Annotated in this window: 23 protein-coding genes and 2 pseudogenes; all 25 read right to left on the bottom strand. The window is 58.8% G+C overall.

Features of this window, described 5'->3' with window-relative positions; translation table 11 throughout:
- Nucleotides 1-588: 588 nt before the first annotated feature.
- Nucleotides 589-1,026 (bottom strand): hypothetical protein, encoded by a 438-nt coding sequence (locus AC4LFW_RS17035; RefSeq protein WP_491820565.1) that lies wholly within the window; start codon nt 1,024-1,026, stop codon nt 589-591.
- Nucleotides 1,019-2,059 (bottom strand): pesticin C-terminus-like muramidase, encoded by a 1,041-nt coding sequence (locus AC4LFW_RS17030; RefSeq protein ID WP_491820564.1) that lies wholly within the window; start codon nt 2,057-2,059, stop codon nt 1,019-1,021. The genes AC4LFW_RS17035 and AC4LFW_RS17030 overlap by 8 nt, the downstream gene beginning before the upstream one ends.
- Before the next feature lie 661 nt (nt 2,060-2,720).
- On the bottom strand, nt 2,721-3,200 hold the full coding sequence (locus tag AC4LFW_RS17025) for a hypothetical protein (RefSeq protein ID WP_491820562.1): 480 nt from the start codon (nt 3,198-3,200) through the stop codon (nt 2,721-2,723).
- A complete protein-coding gene (locus AC4LFW_RS17020; protein ID WP_491820560.1) occupies nt 3,197-5,740 on the bottom strand; it encodes a glycoside hydrolase family 24 protein in 2,544 nt (847 codons plus the stop codon). Before AC4LFW_RS17020 ends, AC4LFW_RS17025 begins: the two co-directional genes overlap by 4 nt.
- Nucleotides 5,741-5,775: 35 nt before the next feature.
- Nucleotides 5,776-7,869, bottom strand: a complete 2,094-nt coding sequence (locus AC4LFW_RS17015) for a type VI secretion system Vgr family protein (protein WP_491820559.1) — start codon at nt 7,867-7,869, stop codon at nt 5,776-5,778.
- Between the two features lie 19 nt (nt 7,870-7,888).
- Nucleotides 7,889-8,878 (bottom strand): serine/threonine-protein kinase, encoded by a 990-nt coding sequence (locus AC4LFW_RS17010; protein WP_491820557.1) that lies wholly within the window; start codon nt 8,876-8,878, stop codon nt 7,889-7,891.
- Complete coding sequence (locus AC4LFW_RS17005; protein WP_491822162.1) at nt 8,875-9,603, bottom strand: PP2C family protein-serine/threonine phosphatase; 729 nt, start codon at nt 9,601-9,603, stop codon at nt 8,875-8,877. The genes AC4LFW_RS17010 and AC4LFW_RS17005 overlap by 4 nt, the downstream gene beginning before the upstream one ends.
- A gap of 5 nt (nt 9,604-9,608) precedes the next feature.
- A complete protein-coding gene (tssM, locus tag AC4LFW_RS17000) occupies nt 9,609-13,148 on the bottom strand; it encodes a type VI secretion system membrane subunit TssM (RefSeq protein WP_491820555.1) in 3,540 nt (1,179 codons plus the stop codon).
- Between the two features lie 15 nt (nt 13,149-13,163).
- A complete protein-coding gene (icmH, locus tag AC4LFW_RS16995) occupies nt 13,164-14,036 on the bottom strand; it encodes a type IVB secretion system protein IcmH/DotU (protein WP_491820553.1) in 873 nt (290 codons plus the stop codon).
- 5 nt (nt 14,037-14,041) lie between these two features.
- Nucleotides 14,042-15,373, bottom strand: coding sequence for a type VI secretion system baseplate subunit TssK (gene tssK / locus AC4LFW_RS16990; RefSeq protein ID WP_491820552.1), 1,332 nt, complete (start codon nt 15,371-15,373; stop codon nt 14,042-14,044).
- Entirely contained in the window at nt 15,370-15,855 is a 486-nt protein-coding gene (tssJ, locus tag AC4LFW_RS16985; RefSeq protein ID WP_459704976.1) for a type VI secretion system lipoprotein TssJ, read from the bottom strand. Before tssJ ends, tssK begins: the two co-directional genes overlap by 4 nt.
- 5 nt (nt 15,856-15,860) lie before the next feature.
- Complete coding sequence (gene tagH / locus AC4LFW_RS16980; RefSeq protein ID WP_243607702.1) at nt 15,861-17,054, bottom strand: type VI secretion system-associated FHA domain protein TagH; 1,194 nt, start codon at nt 17,052-17,054, stop codon at nt 15,861-15,863.
- Nucleotides 17,055-17,074: 20 nt separating this feature from the next.
- Nucleotides 17,075-17,209, bottom strand: coding sequence for a type VI secretion protein (locus tag AC4LFW_RS16975; protein ID WP_423705596.1), 135 nt, complete (start codon nt 17,207-17,209; stop codon nt 17,075-17,077).
- A 176-nt stretch (nt 17,210-17,385) separates the two neighbouring features.
- On the bottom strand, nt 17,386-19,482 hold the full coding sequence (locus AC4LFW_RS16970; protein ID WP_491820551.1) for a lipase family protein: 2,097 nt from the start codon (nt 19,480-19,482) through the stop codon (nt 17,386-17,388).
- 52 nt (nt 19,483-19,534) lie between these two features.
- Nucleotides 19,535-20,383 (bottom strand): hypothetical protein, encoded by an 849-nt coding sequence (locus AC4LFW_RS16965; RefSeq protein ID WP_491820550.1) that lies wholly within the window; start codon nt 20,381-20,383, stop codon nt 19,535-19,537.
- Between the two features lie 3 nt (nt 20,384-20,386).
- Nucleotides 20,387-21,139: a hypothetical protein gene (locus AC4LFW_RS16960; RefSeq protein WP_491820549.1), complete on the bottom strand. Its 753-nt coding sequence runs from the start codon at nt 21,137-21,139 to the stop codon at nt 20,387-20,389.
- Between the two features lie 6 nt (nt 21,140-21,145).
- Nucleotides 21,146-21,871, bottom strand: a complete 726-nt coding sequence (locus tag AC4LFW_RS16955; RefSeq protein ID WP_491820547.1) for a hypothetical protein — start codon at nt 21,869-21,871, stop codon at nt 21,146-21,148.
- Nucleotides 21,872-21,876: 5 nt separating this feature from the next.
- Complete coding sequence (locus AC4LFW_RS16950) at nt 21,877-22,626, bottom strand: hypothetical protein (RefSeq protein ID WP_491820545.1); 750 nt, start codon at nt 22,624-22,626, stop codon at nt 21,877-21,879.
- A gap of 163 nt (nt 22,627-22,789) precedes the next feature.
- Nucleotides 22,790-23,302, bottom strand: a complete 513-nt coding sequence (locus AC4LFW_RS16945) for a DUF4123 domain-containing protein (RefSeq protein ID WP_491820544.1) — start codon at nt 23,300-23,302, stop codon at nt 22,790-22,792.
- 7 nt (nt 23,303-23,309) lie between these two features.
- Nucleotides 23,310-23,594 (bottom strand): annotated as a pseudogene (locus tag AC4LFW_RS16940) (type VI secretion system tip protein VgrG); the annotation flags it as partial.
- A 182-nt stretch (nt 23,595-23,776) separates the two neighbouring features.
- Entirely contained in the window at nt 23,777-23,941 is a 165-nt protein-coding gene (locus AC4LFW_RS16935) for a hypothetical protein (RefSeq protein WP_491820543.1), read from the bottom strand.
- Nucleotides 23,938-24,848, bottom strand: a pseudogene (locus AC4LFW_RS16930) (DUF6708 domain-containing protein). Before AC4LFW_RS16930 ends, AC4LFW_RS16935 begins: the two are co-directional and overlap by 4 nt.
- Nucleotides 24,845-25,516, bottom strand: coding sequence for a hypothetical protein (locus AC4LFW_RS16925; RefSeq protein ID WP_491820542.1), 672 nt, complete (start codon nt 25,514-25,516; stop codon nt 24,845-24,847). Before AC4LFW_RS16925 ends, AC4LFW_RS16930 begins: the two are co-directional and overlap by 4 nt.
- A gap of 104 nt (nt 25,517-25,620) precedes the next feature.
- Nucleotides 25,621-25,791 carry a hypothetical protein gene (locus AC4LFW_RS16920; protein WP_491820540.1) on the bottom strand — a complete coding sequence of 57 codons (171 nt, stop codon included), beginning with the start codon at nt 25,789-25,791 and terminating at the stop codon, nt 25,621-25,623.
- Nucleotides 25,791-26,054, bottom strand: coding sequence for a hypothetical protein (locus AC4LFW_RS16915; protein ID WP_491820539.1), 264 nt, complete (start codon nt 26,052-26,054; stop codon nt 25,791-25,793). Before AC4LFW_RS16915 ends, AC4LFW_RS16920 begins: the two co-directional genes overlap by 1 nt.
- Nucleotides 26,055-26,069: the final 15 nt, after the last annotated feature.

Genomic DNA, 26,069 nt, shown 5'->3' with positions numbered 1-26,069 from the left:
CCTAGGGCGCCTTTTCTCTGCTGCTTGGATTACCTCCATGCTTTCTGTTGGCATGAGCGAGGCGTACAGAAAAGCAGCTAGCAGTCTCGCTTCGCATACAAGAAGACTGCAGAGGTGTAGTGGTCTGCTGACCCCCGGACGTCGAGTTATGAAGTACTCCTGGCCAGAATATCTAACTACAGCAGGTTACCTACAGCTCGGAGGCATAGGGGCATCACTCACTACCTGATCCAGCGCTACAACAAGACCAGACCGCATCGGGTCGATAACGGGCTGCCGCCTGCGGTCGGCTGTCGGATACCCACAAAGTTTGAAGACGCTCCATTGCTGCTGTCAGGGAGCAGGCAGTACCCACGATAACCCTACAGGTGACCCCGAGTTAGGGAAATGTTGGCAATTTCTCTAAGCTAAAGCATTCAGGCAATGCGGCGGCTAACCACAATTTTTATAATATGAGTAAATGCCCTGGGTCCGCCTTGCCGAAGACAAGAGCCTTAACATTGAAGACTAATGGGTTTCCTTAAGTTTCACCGTACTTATTATTTCAAAACTTCCTATGGAGCCTGCAGCTGCTTAATTTAACTTGAGTTAATCAGCACTTTGAGGGTTCGTGCATTTTATTTCTGACAACGCCCTGCCCTTGGCCTCGACAGTACACCTTTGTACATACTCTCCTGGTTCTTCATTCAGAAGATAGTTAAAATCAAAACTGACGGCGCTGCCATAAAAGTCTATTTTTGAAAAGCCTGCATATGAAAAATCATTTGCCAGAGACAGGCCGTTCATTTCACAAATATCCTTTCGTTCGACAACAGCCCGGTCATCTTTAGGGTTTATCAATTCAAGTCTAAGGCATGGATATGGCGACTCCGAATTGAATCGCGTATATTTGAATAAGAGACCTTCAGCTCTCTTAGCATTAACTTCTACTGCATACCGATATACATCCGTATCGGCAACGGAATAAACCGGCGCAACGCCTAATGCCAACGCAGCAAGCAACATATTCCAGCGCATACTATTCATCTATGTACCTTGATCTTCTCAAGAAACGATCACTGGGTAGGTTTTGTGGCCAATTTGATCGGTTTTTTATCACACTGCTAAATCGTGCAAGATCGTTACTCGCCACATATTCTTGGAGCAGGGCGCGAATATCCGGCGTGTAATCTCCTCGGTAACGCAAGTCCACCAACATGTCCTTTATTTTTGGATGAAGCGCATCCCAATCTGTAGCTCCGTACGCTTCAATAACATCTCTCTTTTCACATATCCTTTTGACATCCTTCTCCATAAACTCATATACAAAGACAAACAAGTCATGCTGTTGCTTTCTTGTGATATGTGTAGATCTAATTCTTGCGGTTGCGGAGTTTAAATAATCACTCGCCTTGCTTTCAGTAAGCCCCTTGCCACCAGACAGCCAAGATAGCAGCGGCTCTGAAATACCAACGCACTCTAAATCATCTTTCACATTTGGCTGATGACCGACGTCATAACCCCGACCTATGGTTACCCCGGAAGCGCCAACCGGAGGCCAGTGGGGCACCCTACTGAAAAAAAGAGAGTCTTCAATATCGTTCCCTTCAGCATCAAATGTTAGCTGCCCACGCGGAACTTTTAGCCACTTAAGGTCATTTTCATCGTCTATGAGACTAAAGTCGTTCGTTAATCCGATGGTCTGAATATGCCACGCTTCCCTGTCCTCACTAAAACCATGCTGCCCAACCAGTTCGCCCCACCAGCTCAACTTCTCGATCCGCTGCTTTTCCACCTCCCAAACAAGGTTCGGCTTTCCGGGCTCTTCCGCTAACAACGGATCAAGCTCATCCCACTTGCCCTTGTTCCAGAACCACTCGCTTTCATATTTGGCGACCAGTTGGCCAAGCACTTGAGCGTGCCAAGGCCTGGCCAGCGCTGCTTGGATTTCAACGCTGGTCAATACGCCATCCTTATCGGTATCGGCGATATCGTAGAGTCGAGCGAGCGTTACGATTGGGCTGCCATCGGCCTTGCTGACCTGCGCCCGGTAGTTGTGCTGTTCGTCTGGGCTCAGCATGCCTCTGGCATTGAAGGCGTAGGCGAGCTTTTCGACGGGCGTTCCGGTTTCCTCGATACACTGGAAGCCTTCCCACTCCCACGGGCTGTGGCGAGTAGTGATCAGCTCCTGCGTAAGCGCTCCCTTGTAGCGTCATGGCGAAAGCGCGTTTATGGCAGGGTTGTGGGGTGATGGCAATATGGTGTCGTTGGTTTTGCGGAGACGCCTTAGTTTGAGTGCGGTCTCGGAAAGTTATTCAAGGTCAAGCAAACTTCCATCCACCGAGGCTGAAAGGCATGGGATATAAGTTAAGTAGTTTGAGTTTTTCTTAACCAGTATGCCGTGCTTGGGCTCTTGGACGTCAGCAACCCTGTTGATGGCGGATATCACTGTGTACGTATATTCGCCATTATGTAAGCTGATGGAGTTGGTCAGTTCGCTGCCAGACACGTTGCCTATTAAGATTACTATCTCGTCTAATGTTTTTTTAATTTTAGCTCTGGCGGATGGTTAGGTCGTCCGAAAGTATAAGTAATCGTGTTGTCTTGCTTATGTAGTTCGATGAGCTTGTTAGATTCCGCTGTGCAGCTGAAGAGGAGCTTAGGCTCTTCGATAGTCTTTGCCGCTAGGGTGGACGAGAAAGCTAAAGTCAAGGCCAACGTAATATCGTAAATGGAGCTGCTTAGACGTGATCCACGCTGCATTTTTTCAGCACGTTATTTTCTTGATCAACAAAATCCGGCTCATTTATCCATTCTCGTGAATTCGATATTTTGTTGTAAAAACCAAACCACTTAATTTTTGCGGACTTATCTGAAATCATTTGCATCTCAGCAATTGGTATTGCCCTAGAAAAGCTATCCCAGTCTAGCGACATCCCACCAAATCCTAAATCAGTAGGCTCGATTAACTTTATAACCAATTTTTTTTTGCTGATTTTTCCAGCGGCATGTATGTAAATTTGGTTCGCATTAACCTCCATTGTTATGTCTTCCTTGCTAGCAATTGAGATCCAGCCACTTTCGTCACACTTTAGTGCCCATTTCCCTGACAGGTCACTTTCTTTTAATGGTTCTTTCTCGCTGCCATGGCCTAAGGATGATAGGCAGAGAACACCCACAGCCAACAAGCAACTGGGCGTAAATATAGACATAATGGTCAATATCCAAACTCCCCTAGAAACCCTGATTTTATATGTAAGTCTGTTTCACTTAGCTTTTCTTCCTTGAGGAATTTTTCATAATTCCCAAGAGCCTCCTCCATGGTTTCTATAGGCTGCCCATATCTGCTTGGAGGTAAGCTAGCCCATATCCAACTACAGCTCTCTATGGCTTCTTTTATTTTATCGTCCACGATCATTTTCAGAGCATTTCCCTTAGTGGCATATCTAAGCAATACGACCCCGAACCTATCTTGGGATTCTGGGGAAAAATCTTGTATCCTCAGTCTGCTCCTTATCTTTATATAGTTGGCGTCACTCCATGTATACCCCATTACTTGATATGCCCCTGCTGCCGAAGAAACATATCCTCCAGCTTTTATTTTAATTTGTGGGTGGTCAGAAAAATCTTTCCCATGATCCTTAATGAAAGATGAACCACCGAATAATCTTTCATAGCCGCGAGGGCCAACAGTTCCCTCTCCGACCCTAATCATTCTCATAAATGCACGGACTCTTAGCTCTTGAAGAGAAATCTTTGTAGGGTGAGTAAATGCAGCCGATAGCCACATAGGCTGAAAATGCCAAGCGCTCCCGTCCGCACTGATTCCACCCTTACCCTTCAAACTCTCCCACCAACTCAACTGCTCAATACGCGCCTTTTCGCTTTCCCAATCTTGGTTCGGGTCAACATACGGGATATGCCCCATCAACGGATCCAGCTCTTCCCATTTATCGGCCTTCCAGAACCACTCGCTTTCATGATGCGTAATGAGTTGTGCGATGGATTGTGCATGCCAGGGTTTTGCCAAGGCGCTACGGATCTCGTTAGCAGTGAGCTTGTTGTCACGGTTGGTGTCGATGATGTTATACAGCCTTGCCTTTACTGGTCCCTGGTCTTCCTGGCTGACCAGGGCACGGTAATTGGCGCGCTCCTCGTCGGTGAGTCGACGCAAGGCATCATAGAAATAAGCAGCTTTGCCGATGGGGCGGCCGGTTTCCTTGATGAAGTCGTAGCCCACCCATTCCCAGGGGCTATGGCGAGTGGTGATGGGCTCCCGTTCTGCCAGCCAGCCACTGATGGGGTTACCGCTGCTATCGGCAAGTAAGTTGTCCAGCCGCCACCAGCGGTTCACCACAGGTGTGCTGCTGCCAGGCATGATCGTGCTGGCTTGCAATTTGTGGTCGGCTGGGAGTGCATCCAGCACGCTTTGCGGAATGATCAGGTCTACGCCGACGGTTGTGCCAGCATCGCTGGTCTTCGGCGGATTGCTAGCGTTGATATCTTCACGGTGTGGGATGAGTTTGCTGGCACCCTTGTAGACCTTCAGGAGGGTTTTCTGTTGATCGGGCAAACCGTTAGCCCAGGCCCGGCTTTGGGCGATGAAAGCGGGTACGTCTTCACAACTGAAAACCTCCAGATGCAGGAGTGGTTTGGCACCCCCTTCATCGTGGTTCTGGTACTGGCCAAGGTGCCCAATCAGCTCGCCAGCCTTGATCGGATAGGGCTTAGGCAATACATGCACTTGATCCAACACGGGTTCCGAGCGAGTGGCTTCGAGCGAGCCGAAATGCACGAAGCCCTTTATGTTGTGAGCACTATTGGCCGACAGCGGCAATGCTTCATGCCCTTCGATGATCTGCTGTAATTCCCGATAGGCCGTTGTTCCAGCCTTGAGCGAGAACTTTGCTCCAACAGGGAGCAAGCCGGTTTTCGGATCGCTACTTTTGCCGTTACCAGTTTTTCTTACATTCAGGCCTTTTTGTGGGGCAAGGCTCGGCTCCTCATCATCGGCATCGTCTGCGACCAGAAAGGTATCTGGTTCACCCGCTACGGCTTGCATTTCCTTGATGAAGACCCACGACTCTTCGCCTGTGAGCGCGGGTATGGCGCAGCCTTCCACGATGCTCAGTAACTCGCGCCAGTTGGAAGAGTCGGTGCCTGGAGCGACCTTCACCTTGGTGCCTTTGGGTAGCAAGGCAGTGACTGCGCCATTCTTGGGGGCTGCACGCACTCGCAAGCCGCGCACGCTATCGACAGCCTTATCGGGCTTCACGCTGTACAGCGTGTCCCCCATGAAGGCAGGGGCTGTAGGTGCTCCTGTCTTGCTGTAGCTGTCCCAGTCCAGCAGGTGCATGTAGAGGCTGAAAAAGGTCAAGGAGGGGGACGGTACAGGCGTCACGCCTTCCTTCGGCGGCAACGCTGGCGCCTCCAGGCGATGTTTGACCAAGACAAAACAGCGCGAGAATGGGGCCGAGAAGGTGGTTTTCGCTGAGTTGAGGTAGAGGCTTTTGGGATAGCTTTTGTCGATTCGATAGGCGATCACCTCGCCATCGGCAATGCAGCACACTTGGGATTGATCGAATACCACCGCTGTCTTGTCATCGAAATGAATGCCGCCATGCCACTGGCCATTCTTGCCGATGGGGTAGTAGCCACCGCCCGCCTTGGCCATCGCGGTCAGATGTTGAATGGGATCGAGATTTTCCTCCTTGGGCTTGAAGGGAAAGCTCCAATTGTTGACTTTGGTCGTGTCGCTCATGTCTACCGATCCTTGATTGATTACTTCCTAAGCCATCAGCCCGAGAAGTTGAACATTCTTTTGGGCTGCTTGGGTTCTGAGGACTCATTCGCCAACGCCTGCTCCAACAAGCTCCCCGCCTTGTCGCTATCCGCCGCGCCCGGAAGCACGGGCGGTTTGATCTTGATCCCCGAGCCCTTACCCGGCGCGCCGCCAGCGTTGATTCGCACCAGCGGGCCGGAGACGGTGATGCCGCCCGGGTCGAGCTTGATGAAGCTGCCGCCGGCCTTGAGGGTCAGTTCGACGCCGGCTTCGATGACCATCTTCTGCCCGGCCTTGAGGTGGATCTCGCGACCGGCCTTGGTCAGCTGGGCGGTGCCAAGCTTGATGTGCTGGGTCTGGCCGACGGTGAAATGGTCGTCGGGTTTGACTTCCACCTTGCGGTCGCCGGCAACGGTCAGGTGTTCTTCGGCGCGGAATTCGCTGTAGCTGTTGGCTTCCACCGTATCGTGGCGTTCATGGCCGACGCGGATCTTCTGGTCGTGCTCGATGTTCTCGTCCCAGTCGCGCTGGGCGTGGAGGTAGATCTGCTCGGCGCCCTTGCGGTCTTCGATGCGCAGTTCGTTGTAGCCGCCACCACCCGGTGAACTCAGGGTTTTGAACACCGTGCGGGTCTTGTTTGCCGGCAGGTCATAGGGTACCTGGTGCTCCTTGTGGTACAGGCAGCCGGTCACCAAGGGATGGTCGGGATCGCCTTCAAGGAAGGTGACCAGCACTTCCATGCCGACACGCGGGATGGCGATGCCGCCATAGCGGTCGCCGGCCCAGCTCGAGCTGACGCGCAGCCAGCAGCTGGTCTTGTCGTCGGCCTGGCCGTGGCGATCCCAGAAAAACTGAACCTTGACCCGACCGTATTCATCGCAGTGGATTTCCTCACCAGGCGGCCCGGTGACGACGGCGGTCTGGCTGCCCAGCACCTTTGGTTTGGGATGACGCAGGGCGGGGCGGTAAGGGATGTCCCAGGGGGTGGCGGTAAAGCGGTTGCGGTAGCCTTGGGTAAAGTTCGAGTCGCCTGGGGCACCCTCACCCCAACCCTCTCCCTGAGGGAGAGGGGGCTGTCCGCGGTGGGCAGGGGATGAGGTGATCGATTCCTCCAACACCTGCGGCTGCTTGCCTTCATGCAGTACTTCGGTCAGCAGCCACAGGTCATTCCATTCGCGGCGCGGGTGGTCCGAGATTTCCAGCAAATGACCGCTGACGAGCCTGGGCTGGTCGCTGTGGCCTTCGGCCTGGCGGAAGTCGGCGCGGTGGCGTTCGAGGGTACGCTGGGAGAGGTGTTTACCGAGCGAGCGGTCGGTGAAGCGGCCCGGATAATCGTAATCCTCCAGCGCGAGCGGCTCTGTACTTGGGCGCTGCTCGTTATGGCTGGCTTCCATCACCAGGCGTGGTTGTTCGAAGTCGTAATCGCGCCGGCTTACCCGATTGGGTCGGGTTTCCAGGCGAACGGCGAAGCGTTTGATGACCGGCTCGTCAGCGACCAGACCGCTGTCCTGCAGATACGCGGTGGGCTGGCCAAGGCAGGGAAAGCTGGTCTGGTCATCACCGAATACCAGCACATGACCCTGGGCGCTGTGCTCGAAGTGGTAGTGGATGCCTTCTTCCTCGCACAGGCGTTGGATGAAGTGCAGATCGGTTTCGTCATATTGGGTGCAGTAATGGCGCTGCGGATAAACGAAGGGACCGAGCTGGAAACGATAGGCGTCTGCCTGAATGCCGTGGCCCTCGAGCACTTGCGCGATGATCTGCGGCACGGTCAGGTGCTGGAAGATGCGTTGGTCTGTGCGATGGCCGAGGTAGGCGAGCTGCGGCACCAGTTTCAGCCTGTAGCGGGTCAGGCGTTTGCCGGATTCACCCTGCGCGACGCGATGAACCAGGCCATGAATGCCATCGCCGGCGGGCGAAAGCGCGAGGAAGGCGGGGCGGTGGAGTAAGTCTTTGAGGTCGAGGTCGGCACGCTCGCTGACCAGCTCCAGATCGAAGCGATAAGGCTGGCTGATAGCCTCATGGCCGGTAAAGGCGAGCACCTGTAGGTCGTGCTCAAGGTCCGTGACGGTCAGGCTGAAATGAGTTTGATTGGCCGCGTTGAACATGGCGCTTCCTTGTGTCGTGTCATCGGGCCCGCCCAAGCCAGCGCTGCAGGCGGCTCGGTGCGGGGCGCAGAAATGCGTCCAGTAATGGGTGCAGGCTGGCGGCCCGCTCGCTGTTGTCGAACGCCAGTGCGGCGCGCAGGGCTGGCCAGCCGTGTGCGGGGAAGGTCGGTGGGCATCGCAGCGCCTTGTCCAACGCCATCGCGCGAGCCTGCTTGGCACTGAGGCGGCGGAACGGATGCTGCCCGGACGCCAGTTCGAACAGCAGGCAGCCGAGTGCGTAGATATCGCTGGCGGCCGACGGCTCGGCCCCCTCGAGCAGTTCCGGCGCAGCGTAGCGGGTGGTCCAGGCCTTGAAACGCGTGCGCGACAGACGTGGCAGGTTTGCCAGCAGGCCGTCGATGGGCTGCCCGAGACCGTAGTCGAACAGGCGCAGGCCGTCATCGGCGAGGATCACGTTGCTTGGCTTGATGTCGCCGTGGATCACGCCACGGCTGTGCGAATACTCCATCGCCTGGAGCAGGGGCACGGCGATGTCCCGCAACGCTTGCCCCGCGAGGCCGTGCGGGTGTTCAGCAAGAAGCTGGTCGAGTGTCGGCCCCTTGAGTAGCTCGAGGGTGATGAAAGCCCGTTGGCTGGCGGTGTCCACGTCGAAGCCGAACAGGCGCACCACATGGCGGTGGCTGAGCCGGGCCGTCAGGGCGAATTCGCTGTAGAGCAGTGCGTGCGCATCGGGGTATTCGGCGAACTCGTCACTCAGGGTCTTCAGGGCCACAAAGGGTTCCGGATCGCCGAACTGTTCGCGCAGCAGGTCGCGTGCCCGGTAGACCGCGCCCATGCCGCCGACGCCGAGCAGCCGCTCGATCAGGTAGCGACCGGCAAGGATGTCTGGCAGCTCGCCAGGCGCGATCGACGGGGTCGGCGCCGCCGGTGCGCTGGACGTTGTCGCGTTGGCAGCGAACGCGAAGTAGGTCAGGTCCGAATCCAACTCGGCGCGTAACGGATCGGTCATCGGCGGATCACCACGGCGCTGAGGTTGTCCCGAGCCGGGCCGTCCAGCACGGCATCGAAGAGCCGCTGCAGGGCCAGGCTCGGCGACGGCGCATCAAGCGCCGCACCAAGGCTGTCCGGCGTCAGGCTCTGGTACAGCCCGTCGCTGCACAGCAGCAGGGTATCGCCCGGATGGACGTCGAACTCAAGGATGTCCAGCACCAGCTGCTCGCCGGCGCCGATGGCGCGGGTAAGGGCATGGGCGGCGGGATGACGTGCGGCCTGCTGTGGGCTCAGTGCCTGCTCGTCGATCAGCTGCTGCATCAGCGAATGATCGCGCGAGAGCTGATACAGCCGCCCACCGCGCCAGAGATAGCAACGGCTGTCACCCGCCCAGACGCAGGCCGCGCGCGCGTCGTCGATCAACAGCGCAACCACGGTGCTGCCGATCACCGGATCGGGTTGGTCGGCCGTTACCGTGAGGTCATGTCCAAGGCGCCGGTTGAGCGCGTGCAGGCAGTGACGCAGGGCGATCAATCGCTCCGGCAGGCTGCCTTCAGGCAGCTCGGCCAGGTGCTCGACGATCAGGCGGCTGGCCAGCGCGCCGTTGTGATGCCCGCCCATGCCGTCGGCAACGACCCAGAGACCCTTCTCGGGCACATTGAGGAAGGCATCCTCGTTACGGGCGCGGACCTTGCCGGTATCGGTCCGCGCCGCGCTGCGCCAGGTACAGGCCGGGCGTGTCATGGTCATCACAGGGTCGCCGGCAACTTGAAGTCACGCAGCAGCGCGATGTCGAACGGGTTCGGCGAGCGCTGGCTGTGCAGCAGGAAGTTGGCGTGGCGACCATCAAGGTTGGCCTTGAGCATCAGGACGTCACGGCCACTGTGATAGTCGACCTGCATCAGGTCCAACAGGCGGAATAGCGACCAGGGTCCGGTATTTTTCTCGATGCCCACGCGTCGCCCGCCCAGCTCTTCCACGACCAGGTTGGTGCGGCCTTGCTCGGCATCGGCCGGCCAGGTGAAGGCGGTCTGCAGGATGGGACCGTGACGGTATTCGAGATGCTGGTCGCCGAAGCGGAAGTCGGCACGGCCCAGGCTCGAATCCAGCGAGTAGGGCTCAAGCTTGAAGCGAATCTGCGGCTCGTTGGGGTTTTCCGCGAAGAAACTGCGGCGGATCGTCTGCGCGTGACGCATCTGCGCCAGGAATTCACGCGACAGTGGCAGCCCGCGACCATCGACACGGCGTATTTGATAGCCACCCGCGGTGCCGCTGACAAACGGCTTCAGGTAGCGCTCGAAAAACCCGTCGGCAACCCCCTGTGCCTTGAAGAATTCCCGGAAATCGGCAATGGCCACATCGCTCTGGCTGTTGGCGCTGAAGGGGTAACGCTGGCGCAGCGAGCCCTTGTAGAAGGCATACAGCTCGCCCTGGTAGCGCTGGTTCAGGTAGTGATAGGCATCGTTGAGCACCAGCGACCAGCTGTCCTCGGCGAGCAGGCCAAGCCAATTGCCGATCGGCTGGGGCAGGCGCGCCGCGCTGGCGCGCAGCTGGTTGATCGCGTCGCGCTGGCCACCCATGCGGGCCTTGGCCAGCTCGAAAGCCGCCTGATCGGGCGCACTGGCGTGAGCCAGCCCGGCCAGCTGCAGTTGCAGGGCGTCGAGCGCCTGCAGGGTTGGAATCAGCTCGGCGCTGGGGCCCGCGTTCTCGTCCAGCAGCCGATGCAAGGGTTCGAAGCGCCGCTCCAGGGTCTTGCGCGCGGTATCCGGCAGGTTTTTCGCCAGCGCCGCCTGCGTCTGCTCGGCGGCAGCCGAGGCAAGCCGGGCCGCTTTGCCGAGCTTGCCATTGGCGCCGTTGAGCGCCTCGGCCGCTTCCGCCGCGTCACCCGCAGCTTCTGCGGCCCCGGCAAAGCGCGTGTTGTCGCGAACCTCGACCAGCAGCTGCAGCAGCGGGGAGTTGGCGGCGGTCAGCCCACCGAGCAGCGTCGCGCCCTGCGCGGTGCCGGCGATGGGTTCCAGGTTCAGCTGCGCCACGGCTTCGGCCCAGTAATTGGCGTAGTCGCGGAAATACAGCTGCTCCATATCGACCATCAACCGGCCAAGGTCCTTCAGGCTGAGGCTGTCGCCTTCGCCCAATACCCAGTTGTCGCGCAGAATGTCCCGTACCAGGTCGCTGCCCTGGGCAACATAGAAGCTGTCATAGCCGTTGCGGGTGTAGAAACCGGGAATCGCATAGTCGCTGCCGCTGAACAACGCGCCCTGCGGCCCGAGGCGCTGGCTGAAGCGATAGGCCGGCAGGCTGCGCGCTTGATCGCGCAACATGCGGTAGACGACATTGGCCAGCGATTCGCTGCGCAGCACCTGGCGCGCCTCGGCAACCAGCGGGTCGTTGAGCGTGTGCGGGGTGTAGCCTTCGTCGAGCAGGCGCTTGAAGTGCGTGTTAAGGCCATTCTGCGCGACGGCATTGCCGGCGTAGCGCAGCGACCAGTCGGCGGCCAGCCAGTCCTCGAGGAATCCGTTGTCACGTCGTTCAGCCAAATTGAGCATAAGGTAGGCGCGCAGGCTGCCCAACAGCCGCTCGCGATCGCCAAGATTGGCCCGAATCTGAGCCTCGAGCTGGCGGGCGACACGTGGCAGGAGCAGGCGTTCGAGTTCGCGCCGGTAAGCCTGGTGCAGCGTCGGGTCGACATGTTCGCCCTGGTAGAGACCGCCGCGTTGCAGATAGGACACCTCGTTCTTGTCCGGGAACACCAGGGTTGCGGCGTAGCTGGTATCCAGTGCCTTGAGAATACGCAACGCATCGTCCTGTTCGGCGATACCGTCATGCTCCCGGTCCAGCTGCTCGGCCAGGCTGCGCAGCTGCTCAAGACGCTCGTGATTGCCGGAGAAATTGTGCGCCCAGATCGCCCCGAACAGCGCCAGGCAGGCGAAACTCGCGGCATACAGGGCACGCTGGCCCCAGTCGATGCGTCGCACTTCCTTCTGGTCCAATCCGGCCAGGTCGGCTTCGGGAAAGATGACCCGACTGAGCAGGTGGTTGATGAAGCGCGCCCGGCCGCTGCGGAAGGTCGGCAGTGCACTGCTCGACAGGCCGAGGTTGCGTCCGATACCGCTCGTCAGGGGATCGAGCGACCCTTCCAGCTGCGGCGCGCTGGTCAGATAGAAGCCGCGTAGCTGGCTGGCGCGCTGGTAGCGATTGCCGGAAAAGGCGAGCTCGATGAACAGACACAGGCGCTCGCCGATCTGGCCGAGCTGGTGCGGAAAATCGAGGATTCGGCCACGCCGTTGGGTGTCGCGCTCCTGGTGCATGCGCAGGATGACCTGGCTGTTGAGCCGACGCAGCAGCTCTTCGAATTCACTGCGGATCACGCCTACATCGGTACCGTCCTGTTCCTTGCGGAAACTGGCGCCAAGCACCTGGTCGCTTTCCTCGCGTGATAACTGATCGAAGAACTCATCGAAGCCCAGGATGCCGTCCGCCTTGCTCAGCACCAGATAGACAGGAACATCGGCACCCAACCGTTGATGAATGTCATGCAGGCGCTGGCGACTCTGGCGCGCCAGGGTTTCGAGCTCGTGTTCGCTTGCATGCAGCAGCGATTCGACCGGGATGTTGACCAGCACGCCGTTGAGCGGGCGGGCGCGGCGACGGCGCAGCAGCTGCAGCAGTGTGTCCCAGGCCTTGGCATCGACCGTGGCGTCGGGCTGGGTCAGGTAGCGTCCGGCGGTGTCGATCAGCACGGCGTGGTCGGCGAAATACCAATCGGCATAACGGGTGCCGGAGACGTCCTTGGTCAGACGCTGGTTCTCGCCACGGTTGAGCGGAAAGTCCAGCCCGGAGAAGTCCAATAGTGAGGTCTTGCCGCTACCCTGGGGGCCGAGCAGGAGATACCAGGGCAGCTCGTTGCGCCATCTTTCGCTGCGGCCACGGTACAGGCTGGAACTCTTCAGCGTGCGCAGTGCATCGCGATGACGCTGACGCAGGATCGCCTGCTCCTCGCTGATCAGGCCGTCGCGGCGCAGCCGCTCCTGAGCGTCGTCGTCACTGGCTTCGGCCTGCTTCTGCCGGGTGCTGCGCCAGCTGGCGAAGACCATAAACAGACCCCAGGCCAGGCAAAGGCCGGCGATGGTCAGCAGGCGACTGGTCGCCGACTCCCAGAACTTGTAGTCGTCAACGGCCAGCAGCGGGCCGACGAACCATACCAGCAGGATGAGGATCAGCAGCAGGCATAGGCTCCATACCCAGGTCCTGCGGAAAAACGCGGCAAGCTTGCCGAAAAAATCCTTCATGGCGTCACGTCCTTGTTACGGCTTGGGCTCGACCTGCAGGGTCGGATCGGTGGATTGGTAAGGTTGCAGAATGGCGTTGCGCTGTTCGCCCAGTACCCAGGCGAAACCGGCATACAGCATGCCCAGGCAGGTCAGGGTGAAGAGCGCAACCATCCACCACGGGACGATGCGAACCAGGCGCCGGCGGGTGTCCTTGAGCCCTTGCCAGTGCGGAGACACTTCACGGGGCACGTCGCCGCGAAGCTGGCGGATCTGCCGGTACAGGCTGTCGCGTACCGCTTCGAGCTCGAGCATGCCGCGTGGCATCACCCAATACTTGCCTTCGAATCCCAGCGACAGGCAGAGGTACATCAACTCCAGCATCGGCAGGTGTTTGACGGGATTGCGGGACAGCCGCTCGAGCAATTGGAAGAATTTCTCCCCGCCGAAGGTCTCGTTGTGGAACGAAGACAGCAGGCTCATCTGCGACCACTCGCTCTCATTGCCCCAGGGCGTGGTGACGACCGCCTCGTCGACGGCGGTGCAGAGCACGTAGCGTGCGGCCATGACCTGGCTGCTTTCGGCGCCATCGTGCAGCGCGCGATGCTCGAACAGTTTCAGTTCGCTCGAGAGGCGCTGGTTGAGCGCCTGCAGATCCTCGCCCTCGTAGCTGTGCTTGAGCCGCACGACTTCGGAGAGCAGCGAGGAGGCGGCCGCGACCAGGGGGTTTAGGCTGATATTGAAGGTTTCCGCCGGGCGCAGGCGCGCCGCGTAGATCATGCGTTCTTCGAGCTGCTCGAATTTGGGCGCCGCGCTGAAATCCGTCAGCGGGCTTTGCGCCGGGGCGTCGCCGTGGCGATTGAGGATGACGGTCTTGTCATCCTGTGCGTAGTCCATTTCTCTGATCATGTCGGTCAGTTCCTGATCGCCCAGAATTTCAGCTCAAGCCCGGAGAACTCCCCGGACACGTGGAAGGCGAAGCCGCCGGAGCGCTCGAGTTGCGCCAGCTCCTCGGAACTGAGCTCGAGCGCGAAGTACGTCTTGCCGGCGTGGAAAGGGATCTGCCGTGGTGCCACCGGCAGCGGCTTGACCTTGATGCCGGGCAGGTGCAGGTTCACCAGCTGGCGGATCCGCTCCACCGGGCCGGCCTTGAGGTGCGCCGGCAGGCGCGTACGCAGCTCCTCCGAGTCGCATTGGGCGCTGGCGGCGAGCACGAACGAGGCGCTGCCCAGCAGCTTGTGGTCATGCAGCGGCGAGACCTGGATGCCGTACTGACGCTGTTGCAACAGGAGTTCGATGGCGTGCTGCTCCAGGACCATCGACAACACCTGGCGGATCGCATCCATCAGCTTGCGGAACGACACGCCCTGGTCGTTGTGCAGGTAGCGGCCCTCCAGGCGCGGACGCTTGGTCTCACTCGAGAAGGTCGCCAATTCGCCAAGCAGACCCAGCAGTTCCCGATAGATCTGTTCAGGGTGGACTCGGTCGATGCCAAGGTAGTGACGCAGCACGGGTTCGTAGCGGTTGATCAGCTGCAGCATCATGAAGTCGCCCACCTCTGCACCGCCCACCTTGCCGGTGGCACGGATGCGCTCGGCGAGGATGTCGCCGCGGTGTCCGAGCATGCTGATCACTTCCTTGAGGCAAGACAGCAGGTAGCTCGACGCCTGGAAGTCGACAAAGGTCGGAATGTATTCCGTATCCAGGCTGATCACGCCGTCCGGTGTGGTGTCGAGGATGTCGCACAGCTTGAGCTTCACATAGGCCTGATCGCTCTGCTGCTCACCGAGCAGCAGGCGGAAGTCCGGCCTTGCAGTGCTGACCTGGCTGCTGCTCGTGTCCCCGGCGTTGGAGTCGGTGACCTCTTCATCGAAGGCGGTGTAGCGCGCCAGTACGTCCTTCTGCTCGGGGCGCCGGCATTCGATGTGATTGCCGGTGACCAAGGGCAGCGCCAGGTAGACCGGTGTGTTGCTCGTATTGGGCGGTACATCGAGGGCGAGCGGTTCGCGCTCGGCACCGATCTCGAACAGGCTGCCGTCAGGCAGCAGGCCATTGGCCTGGCTCACCACCAGCTTGCCCATGTTCAGAAACTGACGGTCGATCTCCAGCTCGAAGAAGCCCCACGCGTAATGGCCCAGCTTCTGGGTGCGTTGCTTGAGCTGCGCATCGTAGTAACGGTCGTTCTGCTGGAAGTGCTGTGGGCGCAGCAGCATGCCTTCCTGCCAGACCACCTTGTTCATGCTCATCGCCCGGACTCCTTGGCGAGCGGGTCGACCGGCTGGATGCCGCGCTCGTCGAGGCGCAGCTCGATGCGGTTCTGGGCCCTGTGCCGGATGGGAATCACGAAGCGCCAATCCGACTCGGGGAGGTCGCGATAGGCGGCCAGTACACCCACGTAGCGGCTGCCGTCCTGCACGTAGACCTTCAGGTCGCGCTGCTCACCCGGGCGCAATTCCAGCTCTTCCTGAATCACCAGGTCGGGTGCGAGGACTTCCTTGGGGCGTTGGTAGAGCGAGAAGAAATCGGCGTTCTCGAAGGCCACCGGATGCTTGAGTTCGAGCAGACGCACCACGATTGGCGAGGGCCGGTCGTTGAGGTCGGGGTTGAGCCGGTCACTACCGTGCAATGTCAGGTCCAGCTTTGTCAGGCTGGAATTGGGCGAAAGCGCCGAACAGCCGCCGACAAGAGTCAGCGCCGCTAGCAATGCAGCGGAAAAAAAGCGAGACATGGGCATCATCCTTGAAGGTCGGTATTGAGGGTGGCGATAAGGCGGACCTGCTCCTCGTAGGCCTGTGCGAAATCGCGGGTGAACAGGCGCTCGCTCCAGTCGTCGTCCTGCTGCAAGTGCTGGTGCAAGCGCCGGTAGGCACGCCAGCGGCTTCCCGCCGTGGCGATCATGGGTTTTCGGTCGCGCTCGAAGCGCATGACCAGTTGCTCGGGCGCGAGCTGCTCGAGCATCGCCTTGGCCGCGGCGCGGCTGCCGGCGACCAGCGCAACCTGGTGTGCCTGCAGGTCGCGGAAGGCGCGTCCGACAGCCTGTTCCGCTGGCAATTGCCCGCTTTTGCCGCCGCGTAACAATTGGTTGAGCGCCTCGCAGCTGTCGACGCCATGCTTGAGCGGGTTGTTACCGGCACTTTGTACGGTGGTCAGCGACAGGCGCATTTCGTTTTTCAGCTCGCTGCGGGTGCGGAGCGCTTGTTGCAGCCCGCCGACTGACTGCCGGAGCAGGGCGGCTGCCTTGAGCGCCAGCGCCTGGCGGGCCTCCTCGTCAAGATCATCGAGCGGGACGCCCAACGCTTGGCCGAAGCGCGTCCAAAAGTCGGCGTTCAGCTGCTCAGGTTCAGGCATGGGTTTGGCCTGCGTTGCCGGCGGGGCGGCGACCAGTTGCGGGACCTGCAGATTCTCCTCGTCGATCTGGGCGTAGTCGCGCTGCTGGGCATGCGCCCGAGGCGGTGCCAATACCGCTGCCAGGTCATCGACCTGGGCGTATACCCGTTCCTGCTGATCCATGGCGGTCAGCGGATCGAGATCAAGAAAGGCATCGTCCGGAATGATGCTACCGGCCGGTTGCGGTCGGCCCAGCTCGCCATCGAACGCGGCTGGGTCCTGGATCAATCGCGCGCGTATTTCGAAATCGCCAAGGCAATACACGCTACCGTGCTCGATACGCTGAGCCTGGCCCTTCATCAGGCTGGCGCCGGTGTCCTTGAGCAGGATGCCGTTGCTGCTGGTGTCGGTAAGGAAGAAGGCGCCGTTGCGGTAGCTCACTTCGGCGTGACGCCCGGACAGTACACGCTTGCGGTCCGGGATGACCCAGTCGCAATCCTGGTTCCGCCCGATGATTCCGCCGGCCTGTTTGAATGTCTTGCTGCTGATCAGCCCCGGCACGAACTGCTGGGCGCTGACCATATCGAAAACCAATTCCATGGTTCTGTGCTCCTGGTGGATCAGTTGCGGCGGGTGGAGGCCTGCGGATCGCCCAACGGACGATAGTCATCGTCGTTGAACTTGTAGTTGCCGGAGCAGCCGGCAAGGGCGAGGGATGCGGCGAGTAAGACGGGGGCGCAATAGCGGGCTAGCACGCGATTTCCTCCTTGAAAGCGTGTGGGCAGGCGGCCCGCGCAGCGACGTGGCGCGCGGCGGGACTCAGGCTGAGCATTGAAGTTCACCCAGGTGTCCGTGTGGGTGAACGAGGTCACGAAACCGGGCGGGACTGGGTCGGAAACGAGAGCTGGGGCTATAAATGCGGGGCCAGGCGCTAGGCGATTGCGCTCGCACCGCGTGGTGCGTTGGCTGCCTGCCGTTCCGCATTCTGGTTGTCCTCGATGGCACCCCACTGCGCGACCAGCTCTGGCAGATCTGGCCGCTCCGCGTGCTCTCCAAAGACACCGCGGGGTGTCACTACCCGCTCCGCCTGGGCGAGCAGGCGCTGTTGCGTGCGAGTCAGGGCGGGGCTTTGTTCGGCTCGAACACGTTCGCCCTGTTCCACCGCATCGGCATAGATGGCGCGCAGTTCGAGGTCTGTCTTGCCATGGAAGCGCATCTCACCCCTGCGTCTGATTTCCCAGCGGAATTCATTGAATGAGCGTGCTTGCCAGCTTTCCAGCAGCTGTGCAGTGCTCAGAAGCTGGGCGTAGATGTCACGGATCTCGACATCGGTGAACAGCCGGCCGTTGCGCTCTTTCACGCTGGTATGCCAGCGCAGCAGGTTGGTTAGCGCCGCCCGCGCATAGCCGCTGTCGCTCAAATGTTGGGATCCAGCGAGGGCAACGCGCTTCGGCATATCGCCATCCAGGCCGATCTCGCCGATGGTTCGAGCGCAGGTCTGGTCGCTAATCAGCGCGCAACCCGGCTGCCAGAGGATCGCCGCCTCGCTGCTGGCGCCGGGCGTGCGTGGCATGAAATGCCACTGCTCGCCGTGATGCTCGTAGGGATCGCCTTGAAGGTTGACGATTCCCGCCAGCAGCAACGCAGCGCCAATGACCGGTGAGCTGTACGCTAACGCCGCGCCGGGAAGCGCCAGCTTCCATTCGGCATCCATCCATGGCAGTGGGAGGGCGGGCACCGGGTCGTTGTGGTTGACGATACGGTGATGCGAAAGAGATTGAGCCGCCTTGACGAAGGCCGCGTCAGCGGCGCGTGGGGCGCCGAAGGTGTAGAGCTGGATATCGCTCGACCATTCTCTGCGCAACCATTCCGCCAATAGCAGGGCGATCGCGCCGCCGAGGCTATGGCCACAGACCACTAGTGTTTGCTCGCCAGTATAAAAGGCGTTGAGGTAGCGCCCGATGAATGGTTTCGTTGCTTGAAAGGCTTCATAGAAGCCGCGATGCGCCTGGCCTTCACCTTCTGCGTACGGCACCTGGCGTGCATCTGCGTCTCGACTGGCGTCGGCCAAAAATTCCTGCGTACCGCGGACGGAAATCAGTATGACCTTGTCGTTATGGGTAATGAATGCCTGGGTATCGGTGTCTGTTTCGTTATCCGTGTCGCACAGGAAGTGCACGTCCTCGAGATTTCGCCAGCCCCCTTGGGCTTCCTTTTCATAGCGCGCCGGATCGTATGGCATGATTTCGAGACGCTTCGAATAAGGCACTTCTTCGCAGAGCAGGTGATAGGGGGAGGCGGTATTGAATTGCGTTGGCCGAATCCGGCGCCCTAGCTGGATCTGAAGTACGTATCCGATGCTGCCAAGCGTAGAGTAGGGCGGCGGCGCCGAGGCGTAAGGTTTGCTAGCCGTACTGAATGGTGCATAGACAAAGGCGCTCATGACGGCCAGGTGATAGGCGTTCAGCGCGCAGAACTCGGCGCCGCGGGAAAGCAGCGGGCTATACGCGCGTAGCGCCTTGATTTCGATGACATGGTGCCTGTTACATCCAAGCGCAACACCGGGTTGGGCTGCTGCTGAGCCTGCGTTCTGTTTTAGCGTAGACGATGTCGTCCACTCTCGATCTGGCAACGGAAGATGGCCCTTGCTCGTTACGAAATCGCTTACTTCCGCCCGTAAGAAATAAGCATCTTCCTTCGCGGCGCGTTCTTGCGCGAGATAGGTCTTCCCGTTAGTACGCCGAGCACCGGCAGGCGATTGTTCAGCTGCAACTTGAAGAGCTGAAATAGAGATTGGGAAATGTTCCCTAGTGATTAAACCCCTATACCACGGGTCGCTGCCGTCATAACCGCTCGGAAAAGATACAACCAAGGGCCCTCCGTGAACGTTATCCACCTGTGCATAGCCGTCTTCGTCTAGGGTCGCGGAGCAATCAAGCCCATGGCGATCTGTAATTCGGTACGCCAGCCCAGCGTAGGGTTTGCCGCTTCCATGCTCGTCTACTAAACGAAAGCTTACCCTTGCCAAGCGACTCGGGCATCGCAGTAGGGCCTGCGAGGTTGAGTTACTCATCCGTTAGTCACTCCGTGCAGTTTGGATAGACCGTGCATGTGCCGCCATCCATCGTGAAAGTGCGAAATTGCGGGGGACTTGTGCAGAACTCCTCAAATCTTGTTCCCCAGCGGCCCGTACATGGCTTCCATCCGGATTTTGTTTTTAGCCAGTAATCACGGTAATAGGGACGGTCTTCGCCGCTTTGCTCGAATTGGATCTGTACAGTTTTGCTTGCTAATGCTGTGCGTAGAAGAAATGCGCCGGCGCCCGTGCAGTTAAGGATCTTGCTGATTTCTCCGCGGCGTGATTGGGCTTTACTCATTTGGAATAGCCAAGAGCATTTAGCTGTTTTAGCTAAAGCTCCGTCTGCTTGATAAGTTGGGGTGTTTGGCGGAAGTTCTTCAACAACCACTAACCCGCCGTTATCGTAGCTATGTTGCCAATCCTGCTCTCCGTACATCGCATGAATAAAAAGCCCGACCCTAGTCAGTTGCAGCTCGCAAAGTCCGTCCCGATAACTAACTGGAATCTCGAACTCATACCCATGCGGCACCTTTTCGTAATCTTTCTTGAAACCCTTCACATGCCTGCGGTCACTGCATCCGCCGGGCCCGCCGTAATGCGCTTGGGCTTTCAATGCGAAATCGGCCGGTAGTTCGCCCTCCAATGTGAAAGTATCGGCGCCGACCGTGCCGAGCGTGCTGCAACCGCTGAGCAGGAAGCCGAAGAGTGCAGGCCATGCGCAAGCGCGTAGGTAGCGACTACAGAAAAAAGTATAAGCAGTTCCAATTCCGTGCTCGTTTACTAGCCGAAAACTAATTCCTTTTTGGCGGTTAGGGCATTCTAGACTGACGGTGCTTGTCGAAAAGTCCATCCGTTATTGCTCCGTGCAACTTGGGAAAACGGAGCAAACGCGGCCGTTCATTTTAAATGTGCGAAATTGAGGTGGTTCTGTGCAGCGTTCTTCGTAATCAGTGCCCCACCGCCCTGTGCAAGGTTTCCAACCATGTTGTGTTTTTAACCAATACCCTCGTAGGTATGGTTTGTATGTGGTACTGATACTGATATCAAGTTCTACGGTTTTATTTATTAGTTCGCTAATTGCAAGATGGGCTCCAGCCCCGTTACAGCTCAGCAGCCTACTGACCTCACCTTTACGGGAATGTGCTTTGCTAAGCTGAAACAGCCATATACATTCAGCCGTCTTGCTCAATCTTCCGTTGCCATCGAATCGCGGCGCACCTTCCGGCAGCGTGTCGACCAGCTCCAGCCCTCCATTGTCGTAGGTGCGTTGCCAATCCTTGTCGCCGTAGCGGCCGTTAATAAACAGGCCTACGCGCGCCAGGCGCATCTCGCAAAGACCGTCGCGGTAGTTGACCGGTATTCTGAATCGATACGCGTGAGGGCTGTCTTCGAAGTCACTCTCAAACGAACGCGTGCGGGCGCGGCCGTTGCAGCCGTTGGCGACACCATAGTGCGCCTGAGCCTCTAACGCGAAATCGGCCGGTAGTTCGCCCTCCAATGTGAAAGTATCGGCGCCGACCGAGCCGAGCGTGCTGCAACCGCCGAGCAGGAGGCCGAGCGTAGGCCATGCGTGAGCAAGCAGGCGCTTCCATGGCTCTTTGATCATCCCGGGTCACTCCTTGCAGTTCGGGTAAACTGTGCACTCTTGGCCATCCATTTTAAACGTTCCGAATACGGGCGGCTCTTGGCACTGCTGCCATCCTTTCTTGGGTAGACACGGCCGCCACCCTTCTGGGAATTCTATCCAAGTATTATCTCGATAAGGTTTTTCTCCAGGGCTTACCGTGAAAGTCAGCATGACGGTCTGCTGAGGAAGCTGCTTTCTGTTCAGTCGAGCTCCTGCTCCCTTGCAGATCAATATTTTGGATATTTCTAGGTTTAGTTTGCTCTCTTGGAAAAACCATGAGCACTCAGAATGTATGGCTGTGGGGTCGCTAACGAGACTCTTGCTGTCACCAGTAGCAACTACCAGTAACTCGCCGTTATCGTAAGTCCTTTGCCAATCCTGCTCTCCGTACTTCGCGTGGATAAAAATCCCGACCCTGAACAGTCGCAGTTCACAAAGCCCGTCGCGATAACTAACCGGAATCTCGAACTGATACCCATGCGGCACCTTTTCGTATTCTTTCTTGAAGCGCTTCACATGGCCGCGGTCACTGCATCCCTCGAACCCGCCGTAATGCGCTTGTGCTTTCAGCGCGAAATCGGCCGGTAGCTCGCCCTCCAAAGTGAAAGTATCGGCGCCGACCGAGCCGAGCGTGCTGCAACCGCTGAGCAGGAGGCCGAACAGTGCAGGCCATGCGTGAGCAAGCAAGCGCTTCCATGGCTGTTTGATCATCCAGATCACTCCTTGCAGTTCGGGTAAACGGTGCACTCTCTGCCATTCATTCTAAACGTGCCGAATACAGGCGGCTCTTGGCACTGCTGCCATCCCACCTTCGGTACACATGGTTTCCAGCCTCGAGCCGTACTGAGCCATGTATTCCGTCTTGCAGGTCGCTCTTCCTGTTGGACTTGAAACGAGAGGTTGACGAATTTTCCGGGCAGCGTTTGATTTGCCAGGTACGCACCTGCACCGCTGCAACTAAGGAGTTTGCTGATCTCACCTTTCCGAGAGTGAGCTCGGCTGAGTTGAAAAAACCAAGTACATTCAGCCGTCTTGCTCAATCTTCCGCTGCCATCGAATCGCGGCGCACCTTCCGGCAGCGTGTCGACCAGCTCCAGCCCTCCATTGTCGTAGGTGCGTTGCCAATCCTTGTCCCCGTAGCGGCCATTAATGAACAGGCCTACGCGAGCCAGGCGCATCTCGCAAAGACCGTCGCGGTAGTTGACCGGTATTCTGAATCGATACGCGTGAGGGCTGTCTTCGAAGTCACTCTCAAACGAACGCGTGCGGGCGCGGCCGTTGCAGCCGTTGGCGACACCATAGTGCGCCTGAGCCTCTAACGCGAAATCGGCCGGTAGTTCGCCCTCCAATGTGAAAGTATCGGCGCCGACCGAGCCGAGCGTGCTGCAACCGCTGAGCAGGAGGCCGAACAGTGCAGGCCATGCGTGAGCAAGCAGCAAGCGGCTTCGGGAAAGAGAAGATGTCATCTGATCAAGCTCGTGCAGACTGGCTTGGAGTCAGCACTGAGCTGACTCGCGAAAAATGCGCTTCTGACGTTTCCCGGTCGGCTGGCGGCCAGGCAGGATGCTCGGCCAGTTCGGGGTCGAGCCCGTAGCGGAGCAGAAAGTGCAGTTGCGGCTGGCTGTGCCATCACCATTCCTTCGCTTTGTCGAGTTGATGGTCCAGCCAGTCGCTTACCAGCCGGGTTTCGGCGAGCCGAGTGGTCGGCTGCGTATGGTTCTGCCATAGCCACAACTCGAGGTTGTGGTGCGCCACAGCACGTTGTACCGGATCGGGCTCTGGGATGGACAACCAAGGTTTTTCGAAGGGCTCACGGTACTCCCCTGGCTGCTCGTTATCGAGCCATTGCCAGTCCAGACCATCCCAGCAGAGCGCGCTGGCCAGTGGACCAAGCAGCAGAGGACGTTGGGACGCGTTCAGTTCGCCGAGGTGACGCGCGACTATGCGGTTGTCCTGGGATTGATAAAGCGAGCGCTGTCCTTGGTCGTTGGCAAACATACGGTCTTGCCAGTGCCGGGCGAGGGCAGCCATGTCGGCATTATCGGTGCTGGCGAGCCATCCCCAGTTTTGCTCGGGCCTGGGTTTGGCGCCGGCCTTGTCTTGGTCAGCGGCCCAGCGAATCTGGACGGCGAAGATGTTCATGGCAGAGCCCCGAATTCATCTTGATGGTGGCGCCACTCAGCGTCACGCCGTTGGAATCGAGCTCGAGGAAGCTTCCCCCCTTTGGTAGTGAGTTCCATGCCCGCGTCGATGACGACCTTGCTGCCGGCGAAATAATGGATTTCGTCACCCGCCTCGACGAACTGCCCAGTGCCGATCTTCAGGTGCTGAGTGTTCCTACGTTGAGGCGGTCATTGGCGCGGACTTCGGTCTCGAACTCGCTGTAGCTGTTGGCTTCCACGGTGTCATGGCGTTCGTGGCCGACGCGGATTCTGCAAAACCACCACAAAAAATACCCAGTTCCCGACCCAGAGCGCCGGTCAACATCCCTCCGTGCCGGCTTCGGGTAAATCATTCATCGTGTGTTGTTGTCCTTGGGCGTCAGTTGCTCTGGCGTGAGGCTAATGAGCTCGCAAGCCTCCAGACGGGGTGTGGGGTCATCGGCGTAGAGCGTTGTTACCAGGCCGTCTGAGCAATAGCGAAACGTATACCACCGGGGCCACCGATAATGGCGTCGTCGCCTTGCGAGCCGCTGAGCAGGGGCAACGGGCTGTGGTAAACCACCTGTACCTCCAGCCGCGATACGGGCCGAACAAAGCGCCCGGTCAGCAATCTGTTCATGCCGCTCTGTTGTTTTGCGCCAGCTCAGCCTCGCGCTCGGCAATGCCGCGCTCCAGTTCGGGGGAGCGTTTAGCCCATTGTTCGGGCGGCAAGGGCTGCGACCATTCGACGATGGCGGGGTCGGTCAGGTTGGGGGGGGCGCTAATTTCAGGTTCTGGAGTTTTTCAGCGAAGTAAGTACCCAGAAGAATCACAAAGAACAAACCATGCAGAACGTCTTTGATATCGCCTTTGCGCATGCTGGTCACGATGGAGCCTATCTGGGTTTCCTCGTATGGCTGTTTGCCTAGACGGGAGTTCGGTACGACCTCCGGCCCAATCTCCATATAGCTGCGCATGCACTCCCAGAGGCACATGGCGGTGGTGCCCCCGCCACAACTGAACCCCAGGCTGAAATGCTTATCCTCGTCCTTGGCATTCGGGTCGGGGTTGGTGAATCCAACCACCAATAGTCCCTGGGTGGTCTTGCCATGCTGGCCTATCGAGGAAACGGCAGTGGCGGCAGCGGTTACCTGTTCCCAAGGAACGATCCAGTAGCTGCCATCCTTTTGCGGCACGCAGACTTCGCGGCGTTGGCGGTTGAAGCGCACTGGGGGCGGAACAGGTTGGGTCAGACTATGCAGCAAGATCAGGATGGGGATACCACAAAAACACATGAACCCAAACCAATAGAACGAATCAAGGCTCGTGTACCAACCCATCCAGACGAATAGTACTAGCAGCGGCCATATCACCATCACGGCCGAGCCAATGCTGTACGAGCCGATATCAAGAAACACTTCGTTCTTGCGCCAGATGGTATTGAGCACATCCTTGGGTGGTTGACCGGTGGGGATATGCGGCGGGGCCAGGTAGTCGTCACGGGAGAACAGGCCTTTGCGGCTGCTGCCGGCTGCGGGTTGGCTCATGCGGTGGCACGCTCGCTGGCCAACTCGGCCTCCCGCTCGGCAATGGCACGTTCCAGTTCGGGGGAGCGCTTGGCCCATTGTTCGGGTGGCAAGGGTTTTGACCATTCGACGACTTCGGGGGCGGTCAGGTCGGGGAGCTGAGCAAGCTTCTTTCTTTGTAGGTGTTCTAACAAGATGGTGTTGAACAGCAATCCAAAAAAGCCTTCCCACAGGATGGCAAGTAACCAGCCCCGGCTCTTTGCCGCCTGGCGGATGTCATGCAGGTAACTTTCCCAGACGTTCATGCCTGCGTTACGAATGGCAGAGCCGTCAGGCACCGCGTCCGGGCCGATTTCCATAAAGCTGCGAATACATTCCCACTGAGCCATGGAACCCATGCCACTGCCGGTATTGAGCATCATCACCCAGCCCGGTTTGTTCTCCGAGTAGGCCTCATGCTCCTGCCCTTCGAGCGGCAGCCAGAGGATAAGTACACCCTGCTTGCTGGCACCGCCGGTGTTGAGGCTGAGGGCGCTGGGGGAGACCGCATGCACACGCTCCCAGGGCACGAACCAGTAGTTGCCATCAGGCTCGGTCACGCAGACCTCGCGGCGCTGGCGGTTGAAGCGCAGGGGCGGCGTCAGTGGTTTGCGCCATTGCTTGATAAACAGATACCAGAGCGTCCCCATCAGTGCTGAGGAAAAGGCAATGAATGCAAGAGTTTCCCAAACTTGTCCTGTTGACGCGAACAACCAAGTAGCCCAAATGAATATGAGATTTCCTAGATTGAGGGTCATCCATCCCCCCCTATAGCAAAGCTACCGATATCCAAATAGACCGGATTCTTGCGCCAGATGATATTCATCAGATCCTGGGGAGGTTGCCCGGTTGGGATGGGTAAAGGGGCCAGATGCTCTTGCTGGCGGAGAAAGCCACGATCGATATCGCCGGCCTGTGTGTTCATCACTGATCCTCGGGGGTCAAGACTGTCCGTCCGACCTCAACGGCGGGAAGGTGGTCGCTGACCAGCAGGCCGTCGCTGCTGCCATGCTCGGTAATGCTGGTGCCGCGGATGATATAGCGCATGCCCTGGGCACCACCGACCACCAGTTGGCGGGGGGTGAGGGTGCCGGTCAGCATGGCCAGGGGGCTGTGGTAGATCACTTGCAACTGCCAGTAGCCGCCCTCCGGTTGGGCTGGCAGTTTGCCGCTCAGGCGCTGGCCCATGCCTTGGTGGATTGG

It is taken from the genome of Stutzerimonas sp. C6.4V, assembly GCF_058536345.1.
Note: the sequence above shows the minus strand (reverse complement) of the source record. Positions and strands in the feature narration are given on the sequence as shown.